Source organism: Micromonospora sp. NPDC049257 (genome assembly GCF_040678915.1).
GTDB lineage: Bacteria > Actinomycetota > Actinomycetes > Mycobacteriales > Micromonosporaceae > Micromonospora > Micromonospora antibiotica.
In genome coordinates this window covers 32,315-56,520 of sequence record NZ_JBFAQU010000028.1, presented here as the reverse complement: position 1 = coordinate 56,520, position 24,206 = coordinate 32,315, and the positions used below count along the sequence as shown (strand labels likewise).

Annotated in this window: 24 protein-coding genes and 1 pseudogene; 17 read left to right on the top strand and 8 right to left on the bottom strand. The window is 72.1% G+C overall.

The features are described 5' to 3' along the window. Positions 1-23: 23 nt before the first annotated feature. The 8 genes and pseudogenes from AB0K25_RS27540 to AB0K25_RS27505 all read left to right on the top strand — a co-directional run bounded on the left by AB0K25_RS27540 (position 24) and on the right by AB0K25_RS27505 (position 7,251). A complete protein-coding gene (locus AB0K25_RS27540) occupies positions 24-473 on the top strand; it encodes a Na(+)/H(+) antiporter subunit C (protein WP_255599131.1) in 450 nt (149 codons plus the stop codon). Beyond that, positions 470-1,975: a Na+/H+ antiporter subunit D gene (locus AB0K25_RS27535; protein WP_219468559.1), complete on the top strand. Its 1,506-nt coding sequence runs from the start codon at positions 470-472 to the stop codon at positions 1,973-1,975. The genes AB0K25_RS27540 and AB0K25_RS27535 overlap by 4 nt, the downstream gene beginning before the upstream one ends. Next, positions 1,972-2,535, top strand: a complete 564-nt coding sequence (locus tag AB0K25_RS27530) for a Na+/H+ antiporter subunit E (protein ID WP_357537807.1) — start codon at positions 1,972-1,974, stop codon at positions 2,533-2,535. The genes AB0K25_RS27535 and AB0K25_RS27530 overlap by 4 nt, the downstream gene beginning before the upstream one ends. Then, complete coding sequence (locus tag AB0K25_RS27525; RefSeq protein WP_208569351.1) at positions 2,532-2,795, top strand: monovalent cation/H+ antiporter complex subunit F; 264 nt, start codon at positions 2,532-2,534, stop codon at positions 2,793-2,795. The genes AB0K25_RS27530 and AB0K25_RS27525 overlap by 4 nt, the downstream gene beginning before the upstream one ends. Beyond that, positions 2,792-3,280, top strand: a complete 489-nt coding sequence (gene mnhG, locus AB0K25_RS27520; RefSeq protein ID WP_357537805.1) for a monovalent cation/H(+) antiporter subunit G — start codon at positions 2,792-2,794, stop codon at positions 3,278-3,280. The genes AB0K25_RS27525 and mnhG overlap by 4 nt, the downstream gene beginning before the upstream one ends. A 174-nt stretch (positions 3,281-3,454) precedes the next feature. Beyond that, positions 3,455-4,777, top strand: a pseudogene (locus AB0K25_RS27515) (hemolysin family protein); the annotation flags it as partial. Positions 4,778-4,953: 176 nt separating this feature from the next. Next, positions 4,954-6,018, top strand: a complete 1,065-nt coding sequence (locus AB0K25_RS27510; protein WP_219468565.1) for a hemolysin family protein — start codon at positions 4,954-4,956, stop codon at positions 6,016-6,018. A 303-nt stretch (positions 6,019-6,321) separates the two neighbouring features. Further along, positions 6,322-7,251, top strand: a complete 930-nt coding sequence (locus tag AB0K25_RS27505; protein WP_219470788.1) for a sporulation protein — start codon at positions 6,322-6,324, stop codon at positions 7,249-7,251. A gap of 121 nt (positions 7,252-7,372) precedes the next feature. On the opposite strand, the gene leuE is transcribed toward AB0K25_RS27505, so the two are convergent. Together leuE and AB0K25_RS27495 are read right to left on the bottom strand one after the other, a co-directional pair. After that, positions 7,373-8,038, bottom strand: coding sequence for a leucine efflux protein LeuE (gene leuE, locus AB0K25_RS27500; RefSeq protein WP_219468570.1), 666 nt, complete (start codon positions 8,036-8,038; stop codon positions 7,373-7,375). Then, complete coding sequence (locus AB0K25_RS27495; protein WP_363823473.1) at positions 8,035-9,354, bottom strand: GNAT family N-acetyltransferase; 1,320 nt, start codon at positions 9,352-9,354, stop codon at positions 8,035-8,037. The genes leuE and AB0K25_RS27495 overlap by 4 nt, the downstream gene beginning before the upstream one ends. A gap of 38 nt (positions 9,355-9,392) precedes the next feature. Between AB0K25_RS27495 and AB0K25_RS27490 the strand changes: the two genes are divergently transcribed. Next, positions 9,393-10,733, top strand: a complete 1,341-nt coding sequence (locus AB0K25_RS27490; protein WP_363823470.1) for an aminotransferase class I/II-fold pyridoxal phosphate-dependent enzyme — start codon at positions 9,393-9,395, stop codon at positions 10,731-10,733. On the opposite strand, the gene AB0K25_RS27485 is transcribed toward AB0K25_RS27490, so the two are convergent. Further along, positions 10,723-10,977, bottom strand: a complete 255-nt coding sequence (locus AB0K25_RS27485) for a hypothetical protein (RefSeq protein WP_363823467.1) — start codon at positions 10,975-10,977, stop codon at positions 10,723-10,725. The genes AB0K25_RS27490 and AB0K25_RS27485 overlap by 11 nt on opposite strands. After that, a complete protein-coding gene (locus AB0K25_RS27480; RefSeq protein ID WP_363823465.1) occupies positions 10,974-11,177 on the bottom strand; it encodes a hypothetical protein in 204 nt (67 codons plus the stop codon). The genes AB0K25_RS27485 and AB0K25_RS27480 overlap by 4 nt, the downstream gene beginning before the upstream one ends. Positions 11,178-11,566: 389 nt before the next feature. On the opposite strand from AB0K25_RS27480, the gene AB0K25_RS27475 reads away from it, so the two are divergent. From AB0K25_RS27475 to rny, 7 genes are all read left to right on the top strand, one after another. Continuing rightward, positions 11,567-12,304, top strand: coding sequence for a GntR family transcriptional regulator (locus AB0K25_RS27475; protein ID WP_363823462.1), 738 nt, complete (start codon positions 11,567-11,569; stop codon positions 12,302-12,304). 79 nt (positions 12,305-12,383) lie between these two features. Beyond that, positions 12,384-13,079, top strand: coding sequence for a UdgX family uracil-DNA binding protein (locus tag AB0K25_RS27470; protein ID WP_363823460.1), 696 nt, complete (start codon positions 12,384-12,386; stop codon positions 13,077-13,079). A 120-nt stretch (positions 13,080-13,199) separates the two neighbouring features. Then, entirely contained in the window at positions 13,200-14,516 is a 1,317-nt protein-coding gene (locus tag AB0K25_RS27465) for an MFS transporter (RefSeq protein WP_208569361.1), read from the top strand. A gap of 4 nt (positions 14,517-14,520) precedes the next feature. Continuing rightward, a complete protein-coding gene (locus tag AB0K25_RS27460) occupies positions 14,521-14,721 on the top strand; it encodes a DUF3046 domain-containing protein (protein ID WP_091249479.1) in 201 nt (66 codons plus the stop codon). A 184-nt stretch (positions 14,722-14,905) separates the two neighbouring features. After that, positions 14,906-15,952, top strand: a complete 1,047-nt coding sequence (recA, locus tag AB0K25_RS27455; protein WP_208569362.1) for a recombinase RecA — start codon at positions 14,906-14,908, stop codon at positions 15,950-15,952. 14 nt (positions 15,953-15,966) lie between these two features. Beyond that, positions 15,967-16,644, top strand: a complete 678-nt coding sequence (locus AB0K25_RS27450) for a regulatory protein RecX (RefSeq protein WP_219468593.1) — start codon at positions 15,967-15,969, stop codon at positions 16,642-16,644. Positions 16,645-17,645: 1,001 nt separating this feature from the next. Then, positions 17,646-19,412 (top strand): ribonuclease Y, encoded by a 1,767-nt coding sequence (rny, locus tag AB0K25_RS27445; protein ID WP_357537795.1) that lies wholly within the window; start codon positions 17,646-17,648, stop codon positions 19,410-19,412. Positions 19,413-19,542: 130 nt separating this feature from the next. Here the strand turns inward: rny and AB0K25_RS27440 are convergent, their stop codons facing one another. From AB0K25_RS27440 to AB0K25_RS27425, 4 genes are read right to left on the bottom strand one after another with little or no spacing between them, the layout of a single operon-like run. Next, positions 19,543-20,511, bottom strand: a complete 969-nt coding sequence (locus AB0K25_RS27440) for an amino acid ABC transporter permease (RefSeq protein ID WP_357537793.1) — start codon at positions 20,509-20,511, stop codon at positions 19,543-19,545. Continuing rightward, entirely contained in the window at positions 20,508-21,215 is a 708-nt protein-coding gene (locus AB0K25_RS27435) for an amino acid ABC transporter permease (RefSeq protein ID WP_363823455.1), read from the bottom strand. Before AB0K25_RS27435 ends, AB0K25_RS27440 begins: the two co-directional genes overlap by 4 nt. Before the next feature lie 39 nt (positions 21,216-21,254). Next, positions 21,255-22,133, bottom strand: a complete 879-nt coding sequence (locus tag AB0K25_RS27430; protein ID WP_357537789.1) for a glutamate ABC transporter substrate-binding protein — start codon at positions 22,131-22,133, stop codon at positions 21,255-21,257. A gap of 57 nt (positions 22,134-22,190) precedes the next feature. After that, entirely contained in the window at positions 22,191-22,946 is a 756-nt protein-coding gene (locus AB0K25_RS27425; RefSeq protein ID WP_357537787.1) for an amino acid ABC transporter ATP-binding protein, read from the bottom strand. A gap of 197 nt (positions 22,947-23,143) precedes the next feature. Between AB0K25_RS27425 and selD the strand changes: the two genes are divergently transcribed. Next, a complete protein-coding gene (gene selD, locus AB0K25_RS27420) occupies positions 23,144-24,133 on the top strand; it encodes a selenide, water dikinase SelD (protein WP_219468607.1) in 990 nt (329 codons plus the stop codon). The last annotated feature ends 73 nt before the right edge of the window (positions 24,134-24,206 follow it).

The following is a 24,206-nucleotide window of genomic DNA, read 5'->3' as shown; positions in this document are numbered from 1 at the left end:
GCGGGGCGGGACCCACGCTGGTGCTGGTGATCGCCGTGGGCCTACTCACCGCCACCGGGGTGACGCTGCTGCTGGAGCGCAGCCTGACCCGGATCTTGCTCGGGGTGATCCTGTTCGGCAACGGGGTGAACCTGCTCATCCTGGTCGGCGGCCGTTCCGGGGTGGCTCCGGTGGTCGGCACCGGCCCGGAGGACGAGATGAGCGACCCGCTGCCGCAGGCGATGGTGCTCACCGCCATCGTGATCACCTTCGGGCTGACCGCCTTCCTCGCCGCCGTGGCGTACCGCAGCTGGTATCTCGGCGGCAACGACGAGGTGCAGGACGACGTGGAGGACCAGCAGATCGTCGCGCTCGCCGCCCGCAACGAGGTGGCCAACGCCGACCTCGGTGGCGAGGGACCCGGCGACGACCCGGAACAGGTCGACCCCGAGCCGCCCCAGCGGGGGCCACGCCGACCCGGGGGTACGCGATGACCGCGCTCCTACCGTTCCCGGTGGTGGTGCCGCTGCTCGGTGCCGCCCTCACCCTGATCCTGGTCAACCGGCCCCGGTTGCAGCGCACCGTCAGCGTGGTCGCGCTCGGCACCAACCTGGTCGTCGCGGTGCTGCTGCTGGTGCGGGCCCACCGGGACGGGCCGGTGGTGACCGAGGTGGGGGGCTGGCCCGCCCCGGTCGGCATCGTGCTGGTCGCCGACCAGCTCGCCGCGCTGATGCTGGTGGTCTCCTCGGCGGTCACGCTCTGCGTGCTGCTCTACTCCATCGGCCAGGGCCGCGCCGAGACCAGCGAGTCGGCGCCGGTGAGCATCTACCACCCGACGTACCTGGTGCTGACCGCCGGGATCACCAACGCGTTCCTCGCCGGTGACCTGTTCAACCTCTTCGTCGGGTTCGAGATCCTGCTCGCGGCGAGCTTCGTGCTGATCACCCTGGGTGGCACCGAGGCCCGGATCCGCACCGGCTCGACGTACGTGGTGGTCAGCATCCTCTCCTCGATGATCTTCCTGGCCGCGGTGGGCCTGGTGTACGCGGCCACCGGCACCCTCAACCTGGCGCAGCTCGCCGGTCGACTCGACGCGCTGCCCGACGGCGTACGGCTGGCGTTGCAGTTGATGCTGCTGCTCGCGTTCGGCATCAAGGCGGCGATGTTCCCGCTCTCCGCGTGGCTGCCGGACAGCTACCCGACCGCCCCGGCACCGGTCACCGCCGTCTTCGCCGGCCTGCTCACCAAGGTCGGCGTCTATGCGATCATCCGGACCGAGACGCTGCTCTTCCCCGGCGGCCAGGTGGCCAACGTGCTGATGGTGGGGGCCGGGCTGACCATGGTGGTCGGCGTGCTCGGCGCGGTGGCCCAGTCGGACATGAAGCGGCTCTTCTCGTTCACGCTGGTCAGCCACATCGGCTACATGATCTTCGGGGTGGCGCTGAGCACCACCGCCGCGCTCTCCGGCGCGATCTTCTATGTGGTGCACCACATCACCATCCAGACCACCCTGTTCCTGGTCGCCGGCCTGGTCGAGGAGCGGGCCGGCAGCACCGACCTGCGCCGGCTCGGCGGCCTGGCCCGGGTCACCCCGCTGCTGGCGGTGCTCTTCTTCGTCCCCGCGATGAATCTGGCCGGCATCCCACCGTTCTCCGGTTTCCTCGGCAAGGTCGGTCTGCTCCAGGCCGGGGTGGCCCAGGGCGGCCCACTGCCCTGGGTGCTGGTCGTCGCCGGCACGGTGACCAGCCTGCTCACCCTCTACGCCACCTCCCGGGTGTGGAACATCGCGTTCTGGCGGGCCCCGCAACTGGCCACCGCCGAGCCGGTCGTCCGGCTCCCCGGGTTGATGGTCGGGGCCACCACCGCCCTGGTGGTGCTGGGGCTGGCCCTGACCGTCGCCGCCGGCCCGCTGTTCCAGGTCACCGCCGACGCCGCCGTCGACCTGCGGCTGCGCACCCCGTACGTGCGGGCCGTCCTGCCCGGCGGTCCACCGTGAGCGGCGCGTCGTCACGACCCACCGGACGGCGTCGGGACCAGCTCATCGCCCTCGGTTGGCTGGTCGTGGTCTGGAACCTGCTCTGGGGCCACTTCTCCCCGGCGAACGTCCTCACCGGTCTGCTGGTCGGCGGGTCGGTGCTGCTGTTCTTCCCGCTCCCGCCGGTCTCCTTCGGCGGCCGGTTGCGACCCCGGGCGCTGCTGGTGCTGGCCGGCACCTTCGTCGTGGAACTGGTCAGCGCCAGCATCCACGTCGCCGCCATCGCCGTGCGTCCCGGCTTCCGCCCGCGCGGCGCGATCATCGGGGTGCCGCTGCGGGTACGCACCGACCTGAACCTGGCGCTCACCGCCGAACTGCTCTCCCTGGTGCCGGGCACCCTGATCGTCGAGGTGGACCGGGAGGCCGGGGTCCTCTACGTGCACGTGCTCGACGTGCGCTCACCGGCCGACATCAGCGGCAGCCGGGAGCGGATCCTCGCCGTCGAGGAACGCATCGTCCGTGCCGTCGGCTCCGAGGCGGAGTTGCGACAGCTCCTCACCGAACCCACGGAGGCACCGTGACCGTCGTCCTCGCCGTCGTCCTGACCGTGCTGCTGTCGACCACCGCGCTGCTGGCGTTGGCCCGGATCTACCGGGGGCCGTCGCTGCTGGACCGGGTCATCGCCGCGGACCTGCTGCTCGCCGCGATGCTCAGCGCGGTCGGCGCGGAGGCGGCGGTGAACCGGCACGCCACCACGTTGCCGGTGCTGGTGGTGCTCTCCCTGCTCGGTTTCGTCGGCTCGGTCGCCCTGGTCCGCTTCGCCGCCCGGGAGGAGTCGTGAGCGTGGGTACGGTGGTCGACTGGTTGGCCGCCGTCGCCCTGGTGTCCGGGGCACTGCTCAGTCTCGCCGCCGGGATCGGTGTGCTGCGCTTCCCGGACGTGCTGGACCGGATGCACGCCGCCACCAAACCCCAGGTGCTCGGGGTGCTGCTGTTGCTGGTCGGGCTGGCGCTGCGGCTGCGTACCGCCGCCGACCTGGGCATGATCATGCTGGTCGGGGTCTTCCAGTTGGCCACCGCCCCGGTCGCCGCCCAGATGATCGGCCGGGCCGCCTACCGGTCGGGTCGGGTGGACCGCAGCCTGCTCGACGTCGACGAGCTGGCCGGACACCAGCCCGAGCCGGCTGGCCCCCGGCCGGAGCGTGCCGACTTCCGGTCCGGGGACGACGGTTCCCGTTCCGGGGACGGTGGTTCCCGGTCCGGGGACGGTGACTCCCAGGCCGAAGGCGGTGACCCCCGGTCCGGGCCCGGTGGACAGCGGGAGTGACGCCGCGGACAACGGGGAGGAGCAGGCACTTTGTGCCCACCCTCAGCGGGCTTCCAGCGAGCGCCGATAGAATTGCCGGATGATCGACTCTTCTGCCCAGGAGGGCAGCAGTAGCCAGCCGGGTCGTGCCCGGCAATCCCCCGCCCCGACGTCCACGGGAGCCCTGAGCGACCCGTGTTGATCGTCGTCGGCCTCGCACTCATCATCGTTCTCACCGCCGCCACCGGCTACTTCGTGGCCCAGGAGTTCGGCTACGTCGCCGTGGACCGGGGCAAACTCAAGCAACTCGCCGACGACGGCGACGCCAAGGCCGCCCGCGCCCTGGAGGTCACCGGGCGGCTGTCGTTCATGCTCTCCGGGGCACAGCTCGGCATCACCGTGACCGCCCTGCTGGTCGGCTACGCCGCCGAGCCCTACCTCGGTGCCGGGCTGGCCGAACTGTTCGGCGGCGTCGGCGTCTCCACCGGGGTCAGCCTGCCGCTGTCGGTGGCGTTGGCGCTGGTCATCGCCACCGTCGTGCAGATGGTCCTGGGTGAGCTGGCCCCGAAGAACCTGGCCATCGCCCGGCCCGAGACGCTGGCGCGGGCGCTGAGCCGGTCCACCCTGATCTACCTGAAGATCGCCGGGCCGCTGATCACGCTCTTCGACCGGGCCGCCGTCCGGTTGCTGCGCCGCCTCGGCATCGAGCCGATCGAGGAGCTGCCCAGCGGCGCCACCCCGGCCGACCTGGAGCAGATCATCGCCGAGTCCCGGGAGGAGGGGCACCTCGACGCCGAGATGTCCGACCTGCTCGACCGGGGCCTCGACTTCCGGGAGCTGACCGCCGGGGAGGCCATGGTCCCCCGGGTCGACGTGCACACCATCCGGGCACACGAGCCGGTCAGCCGGGTGGTCGAGCTGCTCGACACCGGTCACTCCCGTTTCCCGGTACGTGGTGCCGAAGGCGTCGACGACCTGGTGGGCGTGGTCGGCATCGCCGACGTGCTCGGGGTGCCGCCGGCCGAGCGCGCCACCACCCCGGTCAGCGCGGTGGCCGTACCGCCGCTGCTGGTGCCGGAGACGTTGCCGCTGCCCACGGTGCTGGACCGGCTGCGGTCCGGGCACCGGCAGCTCGCCTGCGTGGTCGACGAGTACGGCGGCTTCGCCGGCGTGATCACCCTGGAGGACATCGCCGAGGAACTGGTCGGGCCGATCCGCGACGAGGACGACCCGCCCGACCGGGCCCCGGCCCGGCAGGAGGACGGTTCCTGGGTGGTGCCGGCCCGCTGGCGCATCGACGAGGTCGCCGACAGCACCGGCATCTCGCTGCCCGAGGCCCCCGAGTACGACACCCTCTCCGGGCTGGTCATGCGGGAGTTGGGCCGGGTGCCCGAGGTCGGTGACCGACTGGAGGTCGTCCTGCCGGCCGACGGCGACGAGCCCACGGAACGCCCGAAAGCCCTGATCGAGGTGCTCGCGGTGGACCGGCACGTGGCCGACTCGGTGCGGCTCACGATGGCCGCCGACCCGGGTACGGGCACGCAGCCCCGGACCGCCCGCAGCGGAAGCGACCGACGCCGTGGTGCGAACGTCCGCGCCACCGGCGGCGGGGGCGACCGTGCCGGGGGCACGAATGCCCGCGCCACCGGCAACGGCCCGGACGTGCACGTCGCCCGGGGTCGGGAGGAGCGCTCATGAGCCCCGTTGTCGCACTGCTGGTCTCGGTGCTGCTGCTCGCCCTCAACGGCTTCTTCGTGGCCGCCGAGTTCGCCCTGGTGGCGGCCAAGCGCTACCGGCTGGAACAGACCGCCGCCGGTGGCGGCCGGGCGGCCCGCGCCGCCCTGGACGGGGTACGTGAGCTGTCCCTGATGCTGGCCGGCGCGCAGCTCGGCATCACGCTGTGCACGCTGGGCCTGGGCGCGTTGGCCGAGCCGGCGATCGAGCACCTGCTCAGCCCGTTGCTGCACGCCGTCGGGCTACCGGCGGCAGCCAGCCACATCATCGCGTTGATCTTCGCGCTGGGGCTGGTGACGTTCCTGCACCTGGTGGTCGGCGAGATGGCCCCGAAGTCGTGGGCGATCACCGACGCGGAGCGCTCGGCGACGCTGCTGGCGCTGCCGTTCCGGGCCTTCGCCCGGGTCGCCCGGCCGGTGCTGTCCCTGCTCAACGCCCTGGCCAACGCGATGCTGCGACTGGTCGGGGTGCAGCAGCAGGACCAGCTCGCCCAGGTCCACGGCCCGGACGAGCTGCGCATCCTGCTGGAGCAGTCCCGCGAGCACGGGCTGCTCGGTGCCGAGCAGCACCAGATGCTGACCAGCATGCTGGAATTGCAGGGCACCACCGTCGCCCAGGTGATGGAACCCTTCGACCAGATCGTCACGGTCCACCGGGACGACACCGCCGAGCGGATCGAACAGGTCAGCCGGGACAGCGGCCGGTCCCGGCTCGCCGTCCTCGACGGCGGCGGCGAGGTGTGCGGGCTGGTGCACGTCCGGGAGGCGGTCCGGGCGGTCACCACCGGCCGGGCGGCCACCGCCGCCGAGCTGATGAGCCGCTCGTTCACCCTGCCGGCCACCTCCTCGGTCACCGAGGCGGTCGCCGCGATGCGCGCCGACCAGGCCCAGTTGGCGCTGGTCCGCAACGGCGGCGGGCCGACCCGGCCGATCGGATTCGTGGCTCTGGAGGACCTGCTCGAAGAGGTCATCGGCGAGTTCGACGACGAGACCGACCCGATCCCCCGGGGCCGCCGCCTGCGCTGACTGTCGGCCCGGCCGGGCCGACGCGGTTGAGGCTCCGGCGAGCAGTGGTGGTGCACCGGCTGCCCCCGAGGTGGCGGCATCGAGGTGCGGTGGACCCGTTACCTCGGCCCAACGGAGTCGATCAACGACCCCGCCCCGCCCCGGGGCGGGGTCGTTCCGTCGGGGTGGTCGAGGAGTGCCCGGCCGATCAGGGGGAAACCGCCACCCGCCGGGTAGGTCAGGGCCGGCTCCTGCCTGGTCGGTCGGGGGACACCTCGACTGCCTGGTCGGGGGCGGCGGGCGGAGGACGGGGGAGTGGCGGGGATGCGGTTGACCGGGGTGTCCCACGAGTCCGGTGCGACCGGGTTGGCGGTGAGCACCACCCTGACCAACCCGAGCACCCGCCCGGGGCTGCGGCTGCCGGGGCAGGTGATGCTCAGCGCCGGGGCGCAGGACGTGCCGGTGCGGCACGTACGGCTCGGGTTGGTGGCGACTGCCGAACCTGACGACCCCCGCTCACCCCGTCACCTCGTGCAGTACCACCAGGTGACGGTGGGGGGTCGGTTCGTCGTACCGGCCGGGCGGCGGCGGGCCATCGACTTCGCCGTACCCCTGCCGTGGGAGACGCCGGTGACGATCTTCGGTGGGGTGCCGTTGATGAGCCTACGCACCGGGCTGCGTACCGAGGTGTCGGTGGACCCGGAGCTGGAGCAGGGCGCGATGGTGCCGATCTTCGTCCACCCGTTGCCCACCCAGCAGCACGTGCTGGCGGCCCTGGACACGCTCGGCTTCGTCCTGCGGCAGGCGGGCCTGGTGTCGAGCCGACTGCCGGGGGTCGAGCAGAGCCTGCCGGTGCACGAACGCCTCGGTTACTGGGTCGCCCCGCTGTACGCCGGGCCGATCACCGAGCTGGAGCTGATCTTCGTGACCAATTCCGCCGGCCTGGAGGTGCTGCTCTGGATGGACCGGCGGCTCTCGCTGACCGGAATCAGCCATCAGAGCATCAGCCGGTTCCGGACCTGGCACACCGGTGCCGATCAACGCGACTGGGTCTCCGTCGTGGACGGCTGGTTGCGGGCGGCGATCAACCGGCACGCGGCAGCGGCCTCGAACGCGCACTGGTCGGCCCGGATCACCGAGTCGGCGCACGTCAGCCGCCGACCTGACACGCCGGTGCGACCCGGTTACGGGTTGGGCGGCACCGGCGGTGGAGGTGGCATCGGTGGTGGCGGTGGTGGCGGTGACGGCACCTGAATCCGCCCGCGCCCCCGGCGGTGGTGGTGGCACCTGAATCCGCCCGCGCCCACCGCATCGCCCCCGGTGGTGGTGGCTGAATCCGTCGGGGGTCGCCGCCCGGTCGTGCGTCCGGGGAGGGTCAGACCGAGGCGGTGGCGAGCTTGATGCCGAAGCCCAGGAAGAGCATCGCGACACCGGTGGTGGCCCCGGCGGCCAGCCGGCGGCGCTGCCGGAACTGGGCGGCCAGGAAGGTGCCCGCGAAGATCAGCGCGGTCAGGTAGAGCACGCTGGTCACCTGGGCGATCAGCCCGAGCAGCAGGAACGACAGGGCCGGCCAGGCATAGCCGGGGTCGACGAACTGGATGAAGAACGAGATGAAGAAGAGGATGGCCTTGGGGTTGAGCAGGCTGATCACCAGTGCCTTGCGGAACGGGCTGCGCAGCGCCGCCGGCTCGGCCGCGTCGATCAGCCGGGGCGCCGCCGGATCGTGGCGGTCGCGCCACCGCTGCCAGGCCGCGCGCAGCATGGTCAGCCCCACGTACCCGAGGTAGGCCGCGCCCGCGTACTTGATCACGAGGAAGAGCGGCGGGTACGCCTTGAGCAGCGACGCCACCCCGGCGGCCGACAGGAACATCAGCACCGCGTCGCCGAGGAACACCCCACCAGCCGCCCGGTAGCCGACGGCCACGCCCCGCTTGGCGGCGGTGGAGAGCACGAAGAGGGAGTTGGGCCCCGGCAGCAGGACGATCGCCACGGTGCCCAACACGTAAGTCCAGATGTCGGTGATGCCCAGCACGCCCGTCATCCTCGCCCCACCGGGGTGGTGCCGCGAAGTCTTTCCCGCAGCCTGGCCTGTGCGTTCGGCCACTCATCGACGGTCATCGCGTACTGGACGGTGTCGCGCCAGGAGCCGTCCGGACGCTGCCGGTGCATGCGCAGCACGCCCTCCCGGGTCGCGCCGAGCCGGGCGATCGCCGCCTGCGACCGGGTGTTGCGGATGTCGGTGTGCCAGACCACGCGCACCGCCCCCAGCGTGTCGAACGCCCGCCCGAGCAGCAGCAGCTTGGCCTCGGTGTTGATGCCGCTGCGCCACCAGGGGCGGCCGAGCCAGGTGTAACCGATCGCGACGCTGCGCCGCTGCGGGTCGATCTCGTAGAAGGAGGTGGTGCCCACGACCGCTCCCGTCCGGGCGCAGCGCTGCACCCAGGGCACCCGGTCGCCGTCCTGTCGGGCGGCCAACGCGGCGGCGACGACCGCCCGCATCGCTGCCGGGTCGGCGGGCAGCGGGTGGCCCAGGTGGGCCCAGACCTCCGGCTCGGCGGTAGCGGCGAACAACTCGTCGGCGTGCGTGGGGGTCAACGGCTCCAGCAGCACGTGCGCGCCGTGCAGCGGCACCGGCTCCCACCACGGTGCAGCGCCGGAATCCGGCCCCGGCAGGCTGACGACAGGTGCCGGTGACCCGGTGGAGCCCGGCGTCGGCGAGCCGGTGGCGGGCAGGTAGCCCGGGACCGGCGCGACCACCCCGGCGTCCGGCTCGGGCGGGCCGGCGGTCAGCCGGAGCGGCACCACCCCGGCCCAGTGCGGCAGGTCGAGATCGGCCGGTTCGTCGCGGACCCCGCCGGTGCGGGCCCGCACCGACACCTCGCGCAGCGGCAGGGCCAGGACCGCCGTCTCGGCCAGCTCCCGACGGGTCGGTGGACGACTGTCGGCGGCCCGCCCCGCCCCGACCTTTTCCACCAGGGCGGTCATCGCGGCCCGCTTGTCGTCTTCGCTGGTGACCAGGTGGGCGGTGCCGTGCGCGACGACCGACCGGTAGTTGGCGCTGTGGTGGAACTGCGAGCGGGCGTAGATCAGCCCGTCGAGCAGGGTCACCGTGGCGCAGACGGGCAGCCCGGCCTCGCCCCGGGCGGCGAGCAGCGGCCGGCTGCCGGTGGACCCGTGCAGGTAGAGGGTGTCACCGACCCGGACGTGCAGGGTGGGCAGCAGACGCGGCTCACCGTCGACCACGAACCCCAGCACGCAGTGGTAGGCCTCGTCGAGCACGGCGTGGGCGGCGGCCCGGTCGTAGCTCATCCTGTCCCGGGTGCGGCTGGCGGTGGTGCGTGCGGTCGGCGCGTACATGTGACATCCAGACTTTGTTCTAGTACGATCCTGAAACTGTGGCAGCACATTATCAGATCCTCGGGTCCACGTCCGCCGCGATTTCGGCGAGTGTGGAAACGGGCATCCGCACCGGGGTGCTCGCGGCAGGCGACGCGTTGCCGCCGGTCCGCTCCCTGGCCACGACGCTGGCGGTCAGCCCGGCCACCGTCGCCCGCGCCTACCAGGAGCTACGCCAGCGGGGTCTGGTCGTCACGGCCGGCCGGCACGGCACCCGGGTCCGGCCCCGACCGCCGGTCGCCCCCCGTCGGGCCGCCCGGCACCCGACCCCCGCCCCCGGCACCCGCGACCTGTCCCAGGGCCAACCCGACCCCCGGCTGCTGCCGCCGCTCGGCCCGCACCTGGCCGCGCTCGCCACCGGGATCGGTCCCCCCGTGGGGTACGCCACTACCGGCGTGCACCCCGCCCTGGCCGAGGCGGCCCGCTCCCGGCTCGCCGCCGACGGGGTGCCCGCCGACGAGTTGACCGTCACCGGGGGAGCGCTCGACGGCATCGAGCGGCTGCTCGCCTCCCACCTGCGCCCGGGTGACGCGGTCGCGGTGGAGGACCCCGGCTGGGCCAACCTGCTCGACCTGGTCGCCGCGCTCGGCCTGCGGCCGGTCGGCGTGCCGGTCGACGACGAGGGGCCCACCGTCACCGGGGTGCGCGACGCGTTGACCCTCGGGGCGCGGGCGCTGGTGGTCACCAGCCGGGCGCAGAACCCGACCGGTGCCGCCGTCTCCGCCGGCCGGGCCGAGGCCCTGCGGGCGCTGCTCGCCGGCCGGGCCGACCTGCTGCTGATCGAGGACGACCACGCCGCCGAGCTGTCCCGGCTGCCGCTGCACCCGCTGGCGGGGGCCACGGCGACCTGGGCGTTCGTCCGTTCGGTCAGCAAGCCCTACGGGCCCGACCTGCGGCTGGCGGTGCTGGCCGGTGACGAGGTGACGGTGTCCCGGGTGGCCGGCCGGGCCCGGGTGGGCGCGGGATGGGTCTCCACCGTCCTGCAACGACTCGTCCTGTCGCTCTGGCGCGACCCGGCCACCACCACCCTGATCCACCGGGCCGCCGACGCCTACGAACGCCGCCGGTCCGGCCTGCTCGCCGCGCTCGCCGACCGGGGCGTGGTGGCGCACGGCCGCAGCGGCATCAACGTCTGGCTGCCGGTGCCCGACGAGACCATCACGGTCACCGCCCTGCGGGACGCCGGCTGGTCGGTTGCGCCCGGTGGCCTCTCCCGGCTCGGTGCCCCGCCCGCCGTGCGGATCACGGTCAGTTCGCTCGACGACGCCGACCTCACGCCGCTGGCCGACGCGGTCGCGGCGGCGGTCCGCCCCGCCGACCCGATCGGCTTCACCGCCTGACCCGTGTCGTCGGTCTGCTCCTGCGGGGCTGCGCGGGGGCGGGTGGCGCGGTCAGCCCCGCCGGCTGGACGAAGATCCGCCGCCGGGAGACTGCGTCCCCGGCCGCGTCCAGCTGGTATCCCTCCAGCCAGACCCAGCCGTCGTACGTCGGCCAGTCGAGCACCCGGATGACCCGGAACCGGATGGGGCGGAGAAACTGCACGCTGGCGGCCCTGGTCACGTACACCAGGTCACCGGCCTTCATCGGCGCTCCTGGTCCCGCGCGCGCAACGCCCGCTGCACGCGTCGCTCGCGCCAGACGCGCAGCGTCTCGCCCGCGTCGGCCAGGCGGTCGCAGGAGCCGTCCGGCTGGCAGCGGGAGCAGGCGTTGCGATGGTGGAAGTCGACGACGTAGCCGGCCATGACCACGACGAACGGCGGCTCGGCGGGTCGCTGCTCATACATGCGGCCAGGCCCCCCGGTTGAGCCTCGGCGCGTCATCTGTGCGCCGCCGGGTGGCAAGGGCTGTCGGCGGTCGGCTCCGGCGCTGGAGCGCGCTGTGAGTGCTACCGGGGGTTGCCGGCGATGCTGGCGACGCCGTCGCGTGCTGGACCACGTCGACGGGTTCGGTGGGGCGCTGGAACCATTTGATCCTACACATCTGGCCGCCTCCTGGAATGGGCGACGGACACGGAATGCCTACCCCAAGGTCACTCTATGTGTCCGCCGCGCCGCCACTCTAACCCTTGTCCAGTCAGGCTGTCTATACAGGTTGGTGGCGAGAGTCGTGAGCGATCGGGAGTAGGTTGGCGGATGTGCCTACCCCGCACGTAGAGCCGCGCCGGTACCGGATCGTGGCCGACGAGTTGCGCCATCGGATGATGAGCGGTGCGATCCCGCCGGGCTCCCTGCTGCCCAGCGAAGCCACGCTCATGGCGGAGTTCTCCGTCGCCAGGGGCACGGTGCGAGAAGCTCTGGCGTTGCTGCGCGCCGAGGGCCTGACCGTGTCGGAGAAGGGCAGGGGAACGTTCGTCCGCCCGGTCCTGCCGGTACGCCGGCTCGGCTCCGAGCGCTACCGGGCCGAGCTTGAGCAGGTGCGTCGTGGCGAGCTGGGAACGTCCTTCACCGTTGATCAACGTGTCGACTGGTCGTCGTACACGCTGGACAAGGAGTTCCGTGAGGTCCCTGCGGCTGACCCGGCGGCAGAGCTGTTCGGGGTGACACCTGGAACGATGCTGCTGGAACGTCGTTTCGTGTTCCGTACGCACGGCGTCGCGCAGCAGATGTCCACCTCGTTCCTCCTGCTGTCCATGGTGGCGGACACGCCGGTGGCCGACCCCGCGAACGAGCCGTGGCCCGGCGGCAACACGTCGCAACTGCACAGCCTGGGCTACGACATCACCGCAGTACGGGAACAGGTGGTTGCCCGGATGCCACTACCCGACGAGAAGGACACCCTGCGAATCCCGGGCGGTGTACCGGTCGTCGCCATCACCCGACAGACCTATGTGGACGAGATGGTCGTGGAGGTGGCGGACATCGTGGTCCCGGGCGACCGGGTCCGTCTCGACTATCTGATCCACCTCACCTGAACGGCCCGCAGCGCATGGCTGGGAAGGAGCCCGGCGGGTCCTTCGTGGACCTTCCGTGCGACCGGGTAGAACAGTCGCCATGGCCGAGCAGACCGCCCCACCCGGTGCCCGACAGTTCATCCCGCCGCAGGCCGGCACACTGGCCGAGTTGCGTACCGCCGCTGCCGGCTGCCGGGGCTGTGAGCTGCACCGGGACGCCACCCAGACCGTCTTCGGCCGGGGCGACGAGAGCGCCCGGGTGGTCTTCGTCGGGGAACAGCCCGGCGACCTGGAGGACCAGCACGGGCTGCCCTTCGTCGGTCCCGCCGGCCGGCTGCTGCGCCGGGCGGTCGACGACGCCGGTCTCGACCCGGCCCACCTCTACATCACCAACGCGGTGAAGCACTTCCGACACGAGCTTCGTGGCCGGCGGCGCATCCACCAGACCCCGGACCAGGTGCACATCGTCGCCTGCCGACCGTGGCTGGTCGCCGAGTTCGCCCGGCTCCGCCCCGAACTGGTGGTGGTGCTCGGCGCGACGGCGGCGAAGGCCCTGCTCGGTCCGGCGTTCCGGGTCACCCGGCAGCGCGGCGCGCTGCTGCCCTGGCCGGCCGCCGCCGAGCACCCGGACGACTTCACCCGGGCGCCGGTGGGCGACACCGGTACGGATGCGCCCGCCGCCCGTCTGCTGGCCACCATCCACCCGTCGGCGGTGCTGCGCGCCGACAACCAGGAGATCGCCTACCGGGGGCTGGTCGACGACCTCACCGTGGCCGCCCGCGCCCTGACCGGTTGACCGGGTACGACGGCACCGGGCACCGGGCCCCGTCCCGCGCCGCCGCGCGTCGACCGGTAACCCCGGTGCGGGCGGCGGGCCGGCTGCGCGACGATGGGCTCCCCGAACCAGGAGCGTGTGATGACCGCCGACCTGCGCGCACCCACCCGGCCCGACGTCGCCCCGATCCAGCGGCGCACGCTGCGGCTGCTCTTCGTCACGCAGATCATCGGTGGGGTCGGGGTGGCCATCGGGATCTCGGTCGGGGCACTGCTGGCGGCCCGGGTCGCCGGCACCGCCGTGGCCGGGCTGGCGCAGAGCTGCGGGGTGGTCGGCGCGGCGCTGCTCGCCGTACCGGTCACCCGGATCATGAACGGGCACGGGCGTCGCCCGGGACTGGTGGTGGCATACCTGGTCGGGGCGGTCGGGGCGCTGCTGGTGGTGCTCGCCACGGCCACCGGTGCGGTGCCGCTGCTCTTCCTGGGGATGCTGCTGTTCGGCGGGGGCACGGCGGCCAACCTCCAGGCCCGCTACACGGCCGTGGACCTCGCCGAGCCGGCCCGCCGGGGCCGGCAACTCTCCCTGGTCGTCTGGGCCACCACCATCGGCTCGGTGGCGGCACCCAACTTCGCCGCGCTCGCCGACGGGGTCACCCGGGGATGGGGCCTGCCGTCGCTGTCCGGCCCGTTCGCGTTCAGCGCCGTCGCGTTCGGCGTGGCTGCGGTCGTACTGCTGCTGCTGTTGCGGCCCGATCCGCTGTTGACCGCGCGGCGGCTCGCGGCGGCCGACGCCGGGACAACGGCCGGGGCCGCCCCACCGGCGGCGACCACCGCGCCGGGCGCGCGGCGGGCCGGTATGCGGGTGGCCTGGCGGGTGGTGCGCGGCCGGCCGGCGGCCCGGCTGGGCATCGCCGCCGTCGCCATCGGCCACCTGGTGATGGTCGCGGTGATGGCGATGACCCCGGTACGTCTCGGCGAGTCGCACTCCGACGCGGATGTGCTGCGTGTCGTCGGCATCGTGCTGAGCGTGCACATCGCCGGCATGTACGCCCTCTCCCCGGTGGTGGGCTGGCTCACCGACCGGTTGGGTCGGCGTGCGGTGATCCTCGGTGGGGTCGGCACGCTGCTGGCCGCGTGCGCGGTGGCCGGCACCGCCGGGCACCACACGCCGCGTCTCTCGGTCGGCCTGGCCCTGCTCGGGCTGGGCTGGTCGGCGACGATGGTGGCCGGTTCGACGCTGCTGTCCGAGGCGGTGCCGTCCGGGGTACGCCCCAGCGTGCAGGGGCTGTCCGACCTGACGATGGGGCTGGCGGGGGCGGGCGCGGCGGCGGCCAGCGGGTTTGTCATGCGGGTGGCGGGTTATCCGACCCTGACCCTGCTGGCGGCGATCGCGGTGGTGCCGTTGGTGGCGCTAGCGTTGCGTCGGGTGCCGCCGACGGCACCCGACGAGGAGGAGTGATCACGTGCGGCTGACCGACTTCTGGACCCGGCTGGACGAGGCCTTCGGGCCGGGTTACGCGGCCAGCATCGCCAGCGACCAGGTGCTATCCCAGCTCGACGGGCGGACCATCACCCAGGCCCTCGCCGCTGGTGAGCAGACCCACGTCGTGTGGCGGGCGGTGGTCGCCGCATACCCCGACCGGGTGCCCGCACGGCTACGTTGAGCTGCCGTTCCGCCACTTCCGCGTGTCACTTGCCGGCTCGTACACCTGTTCGGCTATTGTCCACAGCGGGGTGCTCGTCCACAGCTCACGGCCCGTCGGCTGGTTTTCTGTCGGACCCAGCGCCTAGCGTGTCCGCGTGACGCGAAGCTCAGGAAAGACGCCGGCGAAGGCAGGAGTGGCAAACATGGCCGCAGGGCCCGACCGGGAGAAGGCACTCGACCTTGCTCTCGCTCAGATCGACAAGCAGTTCGGTAAGGGGTCGGTGATGCGGCTGGGCGAGCGCCCGGTCGTCCAGACCTCGGTCATCCCGACCGGCTCCATCGCGCTCGACGTGGCGCTCGGCGTCGGTGGTCTGCCCCGGGGCCGGGTCGTCGAGGTCTACGGTCCCGAGTCCAGCGGCAAGACCACGGTCGCCCTGCACGCGGTGGCCAACGCCCAGCGGGCCGGCGGCATCGCCGCGTTCGTCGACGCCGAGCACGCGCTCGACCCCGACTACGCCAAGGCGCTCGGCGTCGACACCGACGCCCTGCTGGTCTCCCAGCCGGACACCGGCGAGCAGGCGCTGGAGATCGTCGACATGCTGGTGCGCTCCGGCGCGATCGACATCATCGTGATCGACTCGGTGGCGGCCCTGGTGCCGCGCGCCGAGATCGAGGGCGAGATGGGCGACAGCCACGTCGGTCTCCAGGCCCGGCTGATGAGCCAGGCGCTCCGGAAGATCACCGGCGTGCTCAACAACACCGGCACCACGGCGATCTTCATCAACCAGCTCCGCGAGAAGATCGGCGTCATGTTCGGCTCGCCCGAGACGACCACCGGTGGTCGGGCGCTGAAGTTCTACGCCTCGGTCCGGCTCGACGTGCGCCGCATCGAGAGCCTCAAGGACGGCACCGACGTGGTCGGCAACCGCACCCGGGTCAAGGTCGTCAAGAACAAGGTCGCCGCGCCGTTCAAGCAGGCCGAGTTCGACATCATGTACGGCAAGGGCATCTCCCGCGAGGGCTCGCTGATCGACGTCGGCGTGGAGCAGGCGATCATCCGTAAGTCCGGTGCCTGGTACACCTACGACGGCGACCAACTCGGGCAGGGTAAGGAAAAGGCCCGGGAGTTCCTCAAGGAGAACCCGGACGTGGCGGCCGAGATCGAGAAGAAGATCCTGGAGAAGCTCGGCGTCGGGGTCGGCGCGGGTGACGCCGCCGGTGGCCCTGAGCTGCCGCCTGTCGACTTCTGACCGGTCGCGGTCGAATGGCAGGACGACGCGCCCGCACGGGGCGGGGCTGGGATGCCGCCCCTCCCCGTGCAGGAGCCGACGACGCGACGCCCCGCCCCCGGCGGGGTCGCCGGGGGGCGGCCGACGGGACCGAGCCGACCCCCGGTGAGTCGACGCCCCGCGACGAGGCCGAGGTGGCCCGGGAGATCTGCCTACGGCAGCTCGCGGTGCGGCCGCGTACCCGGGCCGAGCTGGCCGGGGCACTGGCGAAGAAGGGCATCTCCGACGAGGTGTCCGCTCAGGTCCTCGACCGCTACGACGAGGTCGGCATCATCGACGACGCGGCGTTCGCGCGGGCCTGGGTCTCCAGCCGGCACAACGGTCGTGGGTTGGCCCGCCGGGCACTCGCCAACGAGCTGCGTCAGCGTGGCGTGGACGGTGAGGTGGCCAGCGAGGCCCTCGGTGAGCTGGACGAGGAGACCGAGGCGGAGACCGCCCGTGCCCTGGTCGACCGCAAGCTGCGCAGCGCCCGGGGTGAGCCCGACGCGGTGTTCCGCCGGCTGGTCGGCATGCTCGCCCGCAAGGGCTACCCACCCGGGGTGGCGATCCGGGCGGTGAAGGACGCCCTCGCCGCCCAGAGCGCCGAGGCCGCCGAGTTTGCCGACCAGATCGACGCCGACGCCCTGGCCGATGCCGAGGGCGAGCGGGGCTGACCGGCGCAGATCGACGCCGGTGCCGGGGGCGAGCGGGGCTGACCGGTGCAGATCGACGCCGACGTGCCGGCCGGCACCTCCCGAACGGTGCGCCCGCCGTCCGACACTGCCACCCTGGCGTCACACGCCCGTGCCCTGGGGCGTCACCTGGCCCCCTGCGTACCGCCACCCGTCTGGACCTGCGCCCCGGGCGTCACCTGACTGACCCCGCGCGCATCCTCACCCGCGTAGCCTCCCTGGCCGGTGCCACCGGTTCCGCCTACTCCCACACCCCGCAAGATCATGCTCGAACCTGGTTGTAGTGGTATCCGTCGTTTCGGAGGCCACTACAACCAGGAAACAGTGCGATCTTGCGGAGCGGGGTGTGGGCGCTGGTCCGGAGGCCGGCCCCGGTCCGGACGGCAAGCGGAGTGGAGAGACGCCCGGGTGCGGAGGGCCGCCAGGTGCCGAAGGGGAATAGCGGCCGGAGGACGACCGATGGGCGCATGAAACGGGAATTTTATGGCCTGGTGTCCGGATTTGGATCACCAGTGGGTGACGTTGCCAACTCTCTCCGTTCGGGGGGTTTGATCATGAGTTCTTGACCGATCGGCCTTCCGAGACCTAGCCTCGCCATACAGGCTCACTTTGCCCGACCAGCGCAGGCTAAGCGCACAACATAGATCTCGTAACAGAACAGCATCACTTTGGCCAGCTCCACCGGCCTTGACGGTCGTTCCGGACAGCCGGTCCGGAGCCGACCCGACAACTGCACCCGGCTGTCGGCGATGCCGCATGGGCACCGCCGACGGAGAGCTATCCCCACGGCCAGCCGCTCGGTCGGGCGTCCAGAGCCGCAGAGGTGCGTGCCCGTCGGCACGGTTCCCCTGCGGCGTAGACGTTTGGGGAGGCACGACCATGGCGGGTCGGCACAGGGACCGGGGGTCCCCAGCAGGCGGTGGCGAGCGCGGGTGCGCCGACGCGGTGTGGCGGCCCACCGGCCCCGGTGACGGGACGCCGGCATGAACACCTTCGACGTGGTGCTCCTGATCGTCGTCGGGGTCCTCACCCTGGTCGTGGTCGGCGCCGTCCTGATCGGCGTACGAGCGCTGCGTCGCATCGGTGCCGCCCCCGCCCCGGAGGACCCCGCCTTCATCGCCGAGAAGGACCGCCAGGAACAGTCCCTGGCCGCCCTGCGGACCGCCGCCGACGAGGTGAACAGCACCATCGACGTGGCGAAGTCCGCCGCCTCCGCAGCCCGTGCCGAGGCGGCCGGGGCCAAAGCGGAGGCGAAGTCGGCCCGGGCGGAGGCCCGCCGGGTCCTCGACGACGCCCGTGCCGAGGCGGACACCGTCCTGGAGCGCGCCCACAAACAGGCCGAGGCGGACGCGGAGCAGCTGCGGGCCAGCGCCCGGCGCAGCGGTGAGCGTGAGGTGGCGGTGCTCGCCGCGACGACACGGGAGCAGGCGGCCGAGGTGGAACGCCGGGCCGCCCGGATGGACGAGCGGGAGCGGCTGCACACCGAGGAGGTGGAGCGGCTGGCCGAACGCGAGCGGCAGCTCACCGCCGCCAGCGCCGCGCTGGCCGAGCGGGAGGCGGCGATCAGTGCCCGGGAGGCCGCGCTGACCGTGGCCGAGGAACAGCGCCGGCGGGAACTGGAACGCGTCGCCGGGCTGACCGCCGAGTCGGCCCGCACGGAGCTGATCGAGGTGATCGAGACCCAGGCGAAGCGGGAGGCGGCGCTGCTGGTGCGGGACATCGAGTCCGACGCCCGCAACACCGCCGAGCAACGCGCCCGGCACATCGTGGTGGACGCCATCCAGCGGGTGGCCAGCGAGCAGACCGCCGAGAGCGTGGTCAGCGTCCTGCACCTGCCGGGGGACGAGATGAAGGGGCGGATCATCGGCCGGGAGGGGCGCAACATCCGTGCCTTCGAGTCGGTGACGGGAGTCAACCTGATCATCGACGACACCCCCGAGGCGGTGCTGCTGTCCTGCTTCGACCCGGTACGCCGGGAGGTCGGTCGGCTCACCCTGGAGAAGCTGATCCTCGACGGGCGGATCCACCCGCACCGGATCGAGGAGGTGCACGACCTCGCCCGGCAGGAGGTGGAGGAGCTGTGCCACCGGGCCGCCGAGGACGCCCTGGTGGAGGTGGGCATCACCGAGATCCACCCCGAGCTGGTCACCCTGCTCGGCCGGCTGCGCTACCGCACGTCGTACGGGCAGAACGTGCTCAAGCACCTGGTGGAGACCGCGCACATCGCCGGGATCATGGCCGCCGAACTACGGCTGGACGTGCCGACGATCAAACGGTCGGCGTTCCTGCACGACATCGGCAAGGCGCTCACCCACGAGGTGGAGGGCAGCCACGCCATCATCGGCGCCGACCTGGCCCGCAAGTACGGCGAGAGCGAGGACGTGGTGCACGCCATCGAGGCGCACCACAACGAGGTGCCGCCGCAGACCATCGAGGCGGTCCTCACCCAGGCGTCCGACGCCTGCTCGGGCGGGCGGCCCGGGGCCCGGCGGGAGAGCCTGGAGGCGTACGTCAAGCGGCTGGAACGGATCGAGGAGATCGCGGCCGGCAAGATCGGCGTGGAGAAGGTCTTCGCGATGCAGGCGGGCCGGGAGATCCGGGTGATGGTCAAGCCGGACGACGTCGACGACATCGGCGCGGCGGTCCTCGCCCGGGACGTGGCCAAGCAGATCGAGGAGGAGCTGACCTACCCGGGGCAGATCCGGGTGACCGTGGTCCGGGAGTCCCGGGTCACCGAGATCGCCCGCTGACCGGCCACCGGACGGCGGCACCGGCCGCACCGGGCGACGAGGGGAACCCGCGACCACGGTGACCACCGAACGACACGGCACGAGGGCCGGCCCGGAGATCCGGGCCGGCCCTCGTGCCGTGCGGGGTGGTTCAGTTGCCGCCCGCGCCCTCAGCCTGGGAGGTGAGCGCGGCGGCCGGGGGCGGCGGGGCCGCCTTCCCGACGGACTTGCGGCCCCGGGACAGCCGCCGCTGGACGAACTGGGCCAGCTTGGACAGCGAGTAGTTGGCCAGGATGAACAGCGCGGCGATCACCACGTAGACCTGGATCGGGTTGTCCAGCACGCCGATGAGCTGCTTGCCGATGTTGAGGGTCTCCTCGTAGCTGATGATGAAGCCCAGCGAGGTGTCCTTGAGCACCACGACGAGCTGGCTGATCAGCGCCGGCAGCATGATCCGGAACGCCTGGGGGAGCAGGATCATCCGGGTGGTCTGGGCGGGGGAGAGGCCGATCGCGGCGGCGGCCTCGGCCTGCCCGCCGGGCAGCCCCTCCATGCCGGAGCGGAGGATCTCGGCGATGACCACGGAGTTGTAGACGGTCAGGCCGATGACCAGGTACCACAGCGAGTCGAAGGAGACGCCGAACTCGGGGAAGCCCCGGGCCACGAAGAAGATGGTGAGCACCACCGGCAGGCCCCGGAACACCTCGACGCAGACCCGGGTGACCGCCGAGAGGGTGACGCTGAGCCCGCGCAGCAGGTAGGCCACCGGGGTGGCCATCCCGGTGAAGCGTCGCCGGGTGAGGCTCTTGAGCTGGATGCGCAGCACCGCGAGCAGGGTGCCGACCACCAGCGACGCGACGATGGCCAGCACGGCGGCGGTCAGGGTGTTCTTCAGCCCGAAGCCGATCCGGTCCCACACCTGGGAGAAGTTCTCGTGGGAGGGGTCGACCAGCGGACCCCACAGCTCCATCGAGAACTGGCCCTTGTCGTCCAGCGGGCGGTAGATCAGGAAGTACGCTCCGACGGCCAGCAGCACGGTGGCGACGATGCTGCCGATCAGGGTGATCCGGCGTTGGCGCGGGCCGGGGACGTCGTACAGGACGCTGGTCTGCTGACTCATCGGGCCACCGCCTGTCGCTTCTCCAGCCGGTCGAGCAGTGCGCCGAGCGGCACGGTCATGATCAGATAGCCGATCGAGATGCCGATGGCGACCGGGATGAAGGCGTAGCCCTCGGCGGAGGTGAGCTGGTCGGCGCTCTGGGAGAGGTCGCCGACCACGCCGAAGAAGCCGATCAGCGCCGAGTTCTTGATCATTGCGATGATCACCGAGCCGAGCGGCACCACCGACGCCTTCCAGGACTGCGGCAGCACCACGTGCCGCAGGTTCTGGCCGAAGGTCAGGCCGAGCGACCGGGCCGCCTCGGCCTGACCGGGGGGCACCGCGTTCACCCCGGAGCGCAGCGCCTCACAGACGAACGCGGCGGTGTAGAGCACCAGGGCGATCAGCGCGAACCGGAAGTACGGCAGGTCGGTGCCGAGCCGGGTGAAGAGCGAATCCAGCACGGGGATCCGCAGGAAGTCGGCGTTGGAGCCGAGCGCCGGCAGGCCGAATGCGGCGAAGAACATCACCACGGTCAGCGGCATGTTCCGGAAGATGTTCACGTAGGCGGTGCCGACGGCGCGCAGCGGCGGCACCGGCGAGATGCGCAGCACCGCCAGGACGGCACCCAGGATCAGGGCGCCGAGCGCGGCGAGGACGCAGATCTGGAGGGTGAGCCAGAAACCACCCGCGAAGACGTCGAACTTGTCGATGAGCACACTCACGGGCCGGTGTTCCTCCCCACCCTCCAGATCGAGGTCAGATCAGTAACGGTTGACGGTGGGCGCGGTGCCCAGCTCCGCGCCGAACTTGCCGGCGGTGTCGTCCCACGCCTTCTTCCAGCTGCCGTCGTTGAACGCCTTCTCCAGCGTGTCGTTGACGAAGTTGCGGAAGTCGTTGTCTTCCTTCTTCACCCCGATGCCGTACGGCTCCTTGGTGAAGTTCTCGCCGGCCAGCTTGAACGACGACTCGTCCTTGGCGATGTAGCCGAGCAGGATGACGTTGTCGGTGGTGACGGCGTCGACCTGGCCGCCCTTGAGGGCGTCGCGGCACTTGTCGTACGTGTCGAAGAGCACGAGCTGGGTGCCGACGTCCTTGACGTACTTCTTGATCTCCTCGGCCGGGGTGGACCCGGTCACCGAGCAGACCTTCTTGGTGCCGTCCTTGAAGGAGTCCGGCCCGGTGATGGTGGCGTCGTCCTTCTTGACCAGGATGTTCTGGCCGGCCTCGTAGTACGGGCCCGCGAAGGCGATCCGCTCCTTGCGCTTGTCGTTGATGGTGTACGTCGCCGCGACCAGGTCGACGGTGCCGTTGACGATGACGTCCTCACGGACCTTCGACGGCGTCTCGACGTACTCGATCTTGTCCTCGGGGATGCCCAGCTCCTTGACGATGAGCTTGGCGACCTCGACGTCGAAGCCCTCCGGCTTGCCCGACAGGCCCTTCTGGCCGAAGCCGGGCTGGTCGAACTTGGTGCCGATCTTGATCTTCTGCGCCTTGTTGAGCTTCTCCATGGTGCTGCCGGCGGCGAAGGACTTGCTGCCGGAACCGGTGCCCTCGTCGGCGTCGTCGCCGCCGCAGGCGGCCAGGCCGAGCGCCAGAGTAGCCGCCGCGGCGACTGCCGCCACGCGCTTCATACGCATACTGATCTCCTTCTTCGTCGGAATGCACCGGTGACCGGCACGCTCCACTACGGACGCCTAGTGCGTGAGGATCTTGGAGAGGAAGTCCCGGGCCCGCTCGCTGCGCGGGTTGGCGAAGAACTCCGTCGGCGGGGCGTCCTCGACGAGCTGCCCGTCGGCCATGAAGATCACCCGGTTGGCGGCGTGCCGGGCGAAGCCCATCTCGTGGGTCACCACCACCATGGTCATGCCCTCGCCGGCCAGTGAGGTCATCACGTCGAGCACCTCGCCGACCATCTCCGGGTCGAGGGCGCTGGTCGGCTCGTCGAAGAGCATCGCCTTGGGCTGCATGGCCAGCGCGCGGGCGATCGCCGCCCGCTGCTGCTGGCCGCCGGAGAGCTGGGCCGGGTACTTGTCGGCCTGGTTGGCGATGCCGACCCGGTCGAGCAGGGCCAGGCCGCGCTCGCGGGCGGCGGCCGGCTTCTCCTTGCGGACCTTGACCGGCCCGAGGGTGACGTTCTCCAGGATGGTCTTGTGGGCGAAGAGGTTGAACGACTGGAAGACCATGCCGACCTCGCTGCGCAGCTTCGCCAGCGCCCGCCCCTCGGCCGGCAGCGGCTGGCCGTCGAAGGTGATCGTCCCGTCGTTGATCGGCTCCAGCCGGTTGATCGTCCGGCAGAGTGTCGACTTGCCGGAGCCGGACGGCCCGATCACCACCACGACCTCGCCCTTGCCCACCGAGAGTGACACGTCGTCGAGCACGTGCAGTGGGCCGAACCACTTGTTGACCTTGTCCAGCACGATCAGCGGTTCGCCGGTCGCCACGTCGTCCACCGTCCCTGTCGTCGTACCGGAAAGCGGGGTCGGTCGACCCCCGGTTGGGCCACTGTAGGCGGGGCGACGTGGCGGATCGCAACCCAACGGGTCACGGAGAGGTAACACCGGTGTCGGGTGTGCTCCGGCGTCCGAATTTCGGCACCCGACGGGCCGGTCGGGTGGCGGGTGGACCGGGTGACGGAGATCATGGGGCGATGACCGAGCGGATCCGGCTGACCGAGTACGCGCGTGGCGGCGGCTGCGCCTGCAAGATCCCACCGGGGGAACTGGAGGCGATGGTCGCCGGCCTCGGGCCGGCCACCGGCACCGCCGAACTGCTGGTCGGTCTCGACCACGGCGACGACGCCGCGGTGGTCCGGCTGGACGAGCGGACCGGCCTGGTCACCACCGCCGACTTCTTCACCCCGGTCGTCGACGACGCCTACGACTGGGGGCGGATCGCCGCCGCCAACGCCCTCTCCGACGTGTACGCCATGGGCGGCACCCCGCTGGTCGCCATCAACCTGCTCTGCTGGCCCCGGGACACCCTCCCGCTGGAGCTGGCCCGGGAGGTGCTGCGCGGCGGGCAGGACGTGGCCCGGGAGGCCGGCTGCCACCTGGCCGGCGGGCACAGCGTCGACGACGACGGCCCCAAGTACGGGCTGGCCGTGACCGGGCTGGTCCGCCCCGAGGAGCTGATCACCCTGGACGCCGGGCGGGCCGGGCTGCCGCTGTCGCTGACCAAGCCGCTCGGCGTCGGTGTGCTGAACACCCGGCACAAGGCCACCGGTGAGGTGTCCGCCGAGGCGGTGGCGTCGATGACCACGCTCAACCGGGACGCGGCCCGCGCCGCCGTCGCGGCGGGCATCCGCTGCGGCACCGACGTGACCGGTTTCGGGCTGCTCGGGCACGCCTCGAAGCTGGCCCGGGCGAGCGGCCTGACGGTGGCCATCGACGCCGCCCGGGTGCCCTACCTGCCCGGTGCCCGGGAGGCGGTGCGCGACGGGCACGTCAGCGGCGGCACCCGACGCAACCTGGACTGGGTGGGCCCGTGGACCGGGTTCGGGTCGACCGGGGAGGCGGACCGGCTGCTGCTGGCCGATGCGCAGACCTCCGGAGGGCTGTTGCTGGCCGGCGAGGTGCCCGGCGGCACGGTGATCGGCGAGCTGCTGCCCCGGGGCGAGTCGATGGTCGTCATCCGCTGACGCGTGCCGCCGCCCCTGACCGCCGACGCCTGACCGCCGACCGCCGCCCCCTGACCCCTGACCGCCGTCTCCT

Coding starts and splice junctions, on each gene's coding strand:
- AB0K25_RS27535 (WP_219468559.1), top strand. CDS start 470: ATGACCGCGCTCCTACCGTTCCCGGTGGTGGTGCCGCTGCTCGGTGCC.
- AB0K25_RS27510 (WP_219468565.1), top strand. CDS start 4,954: ATGAGCCCCGTTGTCGCACTGCTGGTCTCGGTGCTGCTGCTCGCCCTC.
- AB0K25_RS27505 (WP_219470788.1), top strand. CDS start 6,322: ATGCGGTTGACCGGGGTGTCCCACGAGTCCGGTGCGACCGGGTTGGCG.
- leuE (WP_219468570.1), bottom strand. CDS start 8,038: ATGACGGGCGTGCTGGGCATCACCGACATCTGGACTTACGTGTTGGGC.
- AB0K25_RS27495 (WP_363823473.1), bottom strand. CDS start 9,354: ATGTACGCGCCGACCGCACGCACCACCGCCAGCCGCACCCGGGACAGG.
- AB0K25_RS27485 (WP_363823467.1), bottom strand. CDS start 10,977: ATGAAGGCCGGTGACCTGGTGTACGTGACCAGGGCCGCCAGCGTGCAG.
- AB0K25_RS27480 (WP_363823465.1), bottom strand. CDS start 11,177: ATGTATGAGCAGCGACCCGCCGAGCCGCCGTTCGTCGTGGTCATGGCC.
- AB0K25_RS27470 (WP_363823460.1), top strand. CDS start 12,384: ATGGCCGAGCAGACCGCCCCACCCGGTGCCCGACAGTTCATCCCGCCG.
- AB0K25_RS27465 (WP_208569361.1), top strand. CDS start 13,200: ATGACCGCCGACCTGCGCGCACCCACCCGGCCCGACGTCGCCCCGATC.
- recA (WP_208569362.1), top strand. CDS start 14,906: ATGGCCGCAGGGCCCGACCGGGAGAAGGCACTCGACCTTGCTCTCGCT.
- AB0K25_RS27450 (WP_219468593.1), top strand. CDS start 15,967: ATGGCAGGACGACGCGCCCGCACGGGGCGGGGCTGGGATGCCGCCCCT.
- rny (WP_357537795.1), top strand. CDS start 17,646: ATGAACACCTTCGACGTGGTGCTCCTGATCGTCGTCGGGGTCCTCACC.
- AB0K25_RS27440 (WP_357537793.1), bottom strand. CDS start 20,511: ATGAGTCAGCAGACCAGCGTCCTGTACGACGTCCCCGGCCCGCGCCAA.
- AB0K25_RS27430 (WP_357537789.1), bottom strand. CDS start 22,133: ATGCGTATGAAGCGCGTGGCGGCAGTCGCCGCGGCGGCTACTCTGGCG.
- selD (WP_219468607.1), top strand. CDS start 23,144: ATGACCGAGCGGATCCGGCTGACCGAGTACGCGCGTGGCGGCGGCTGC.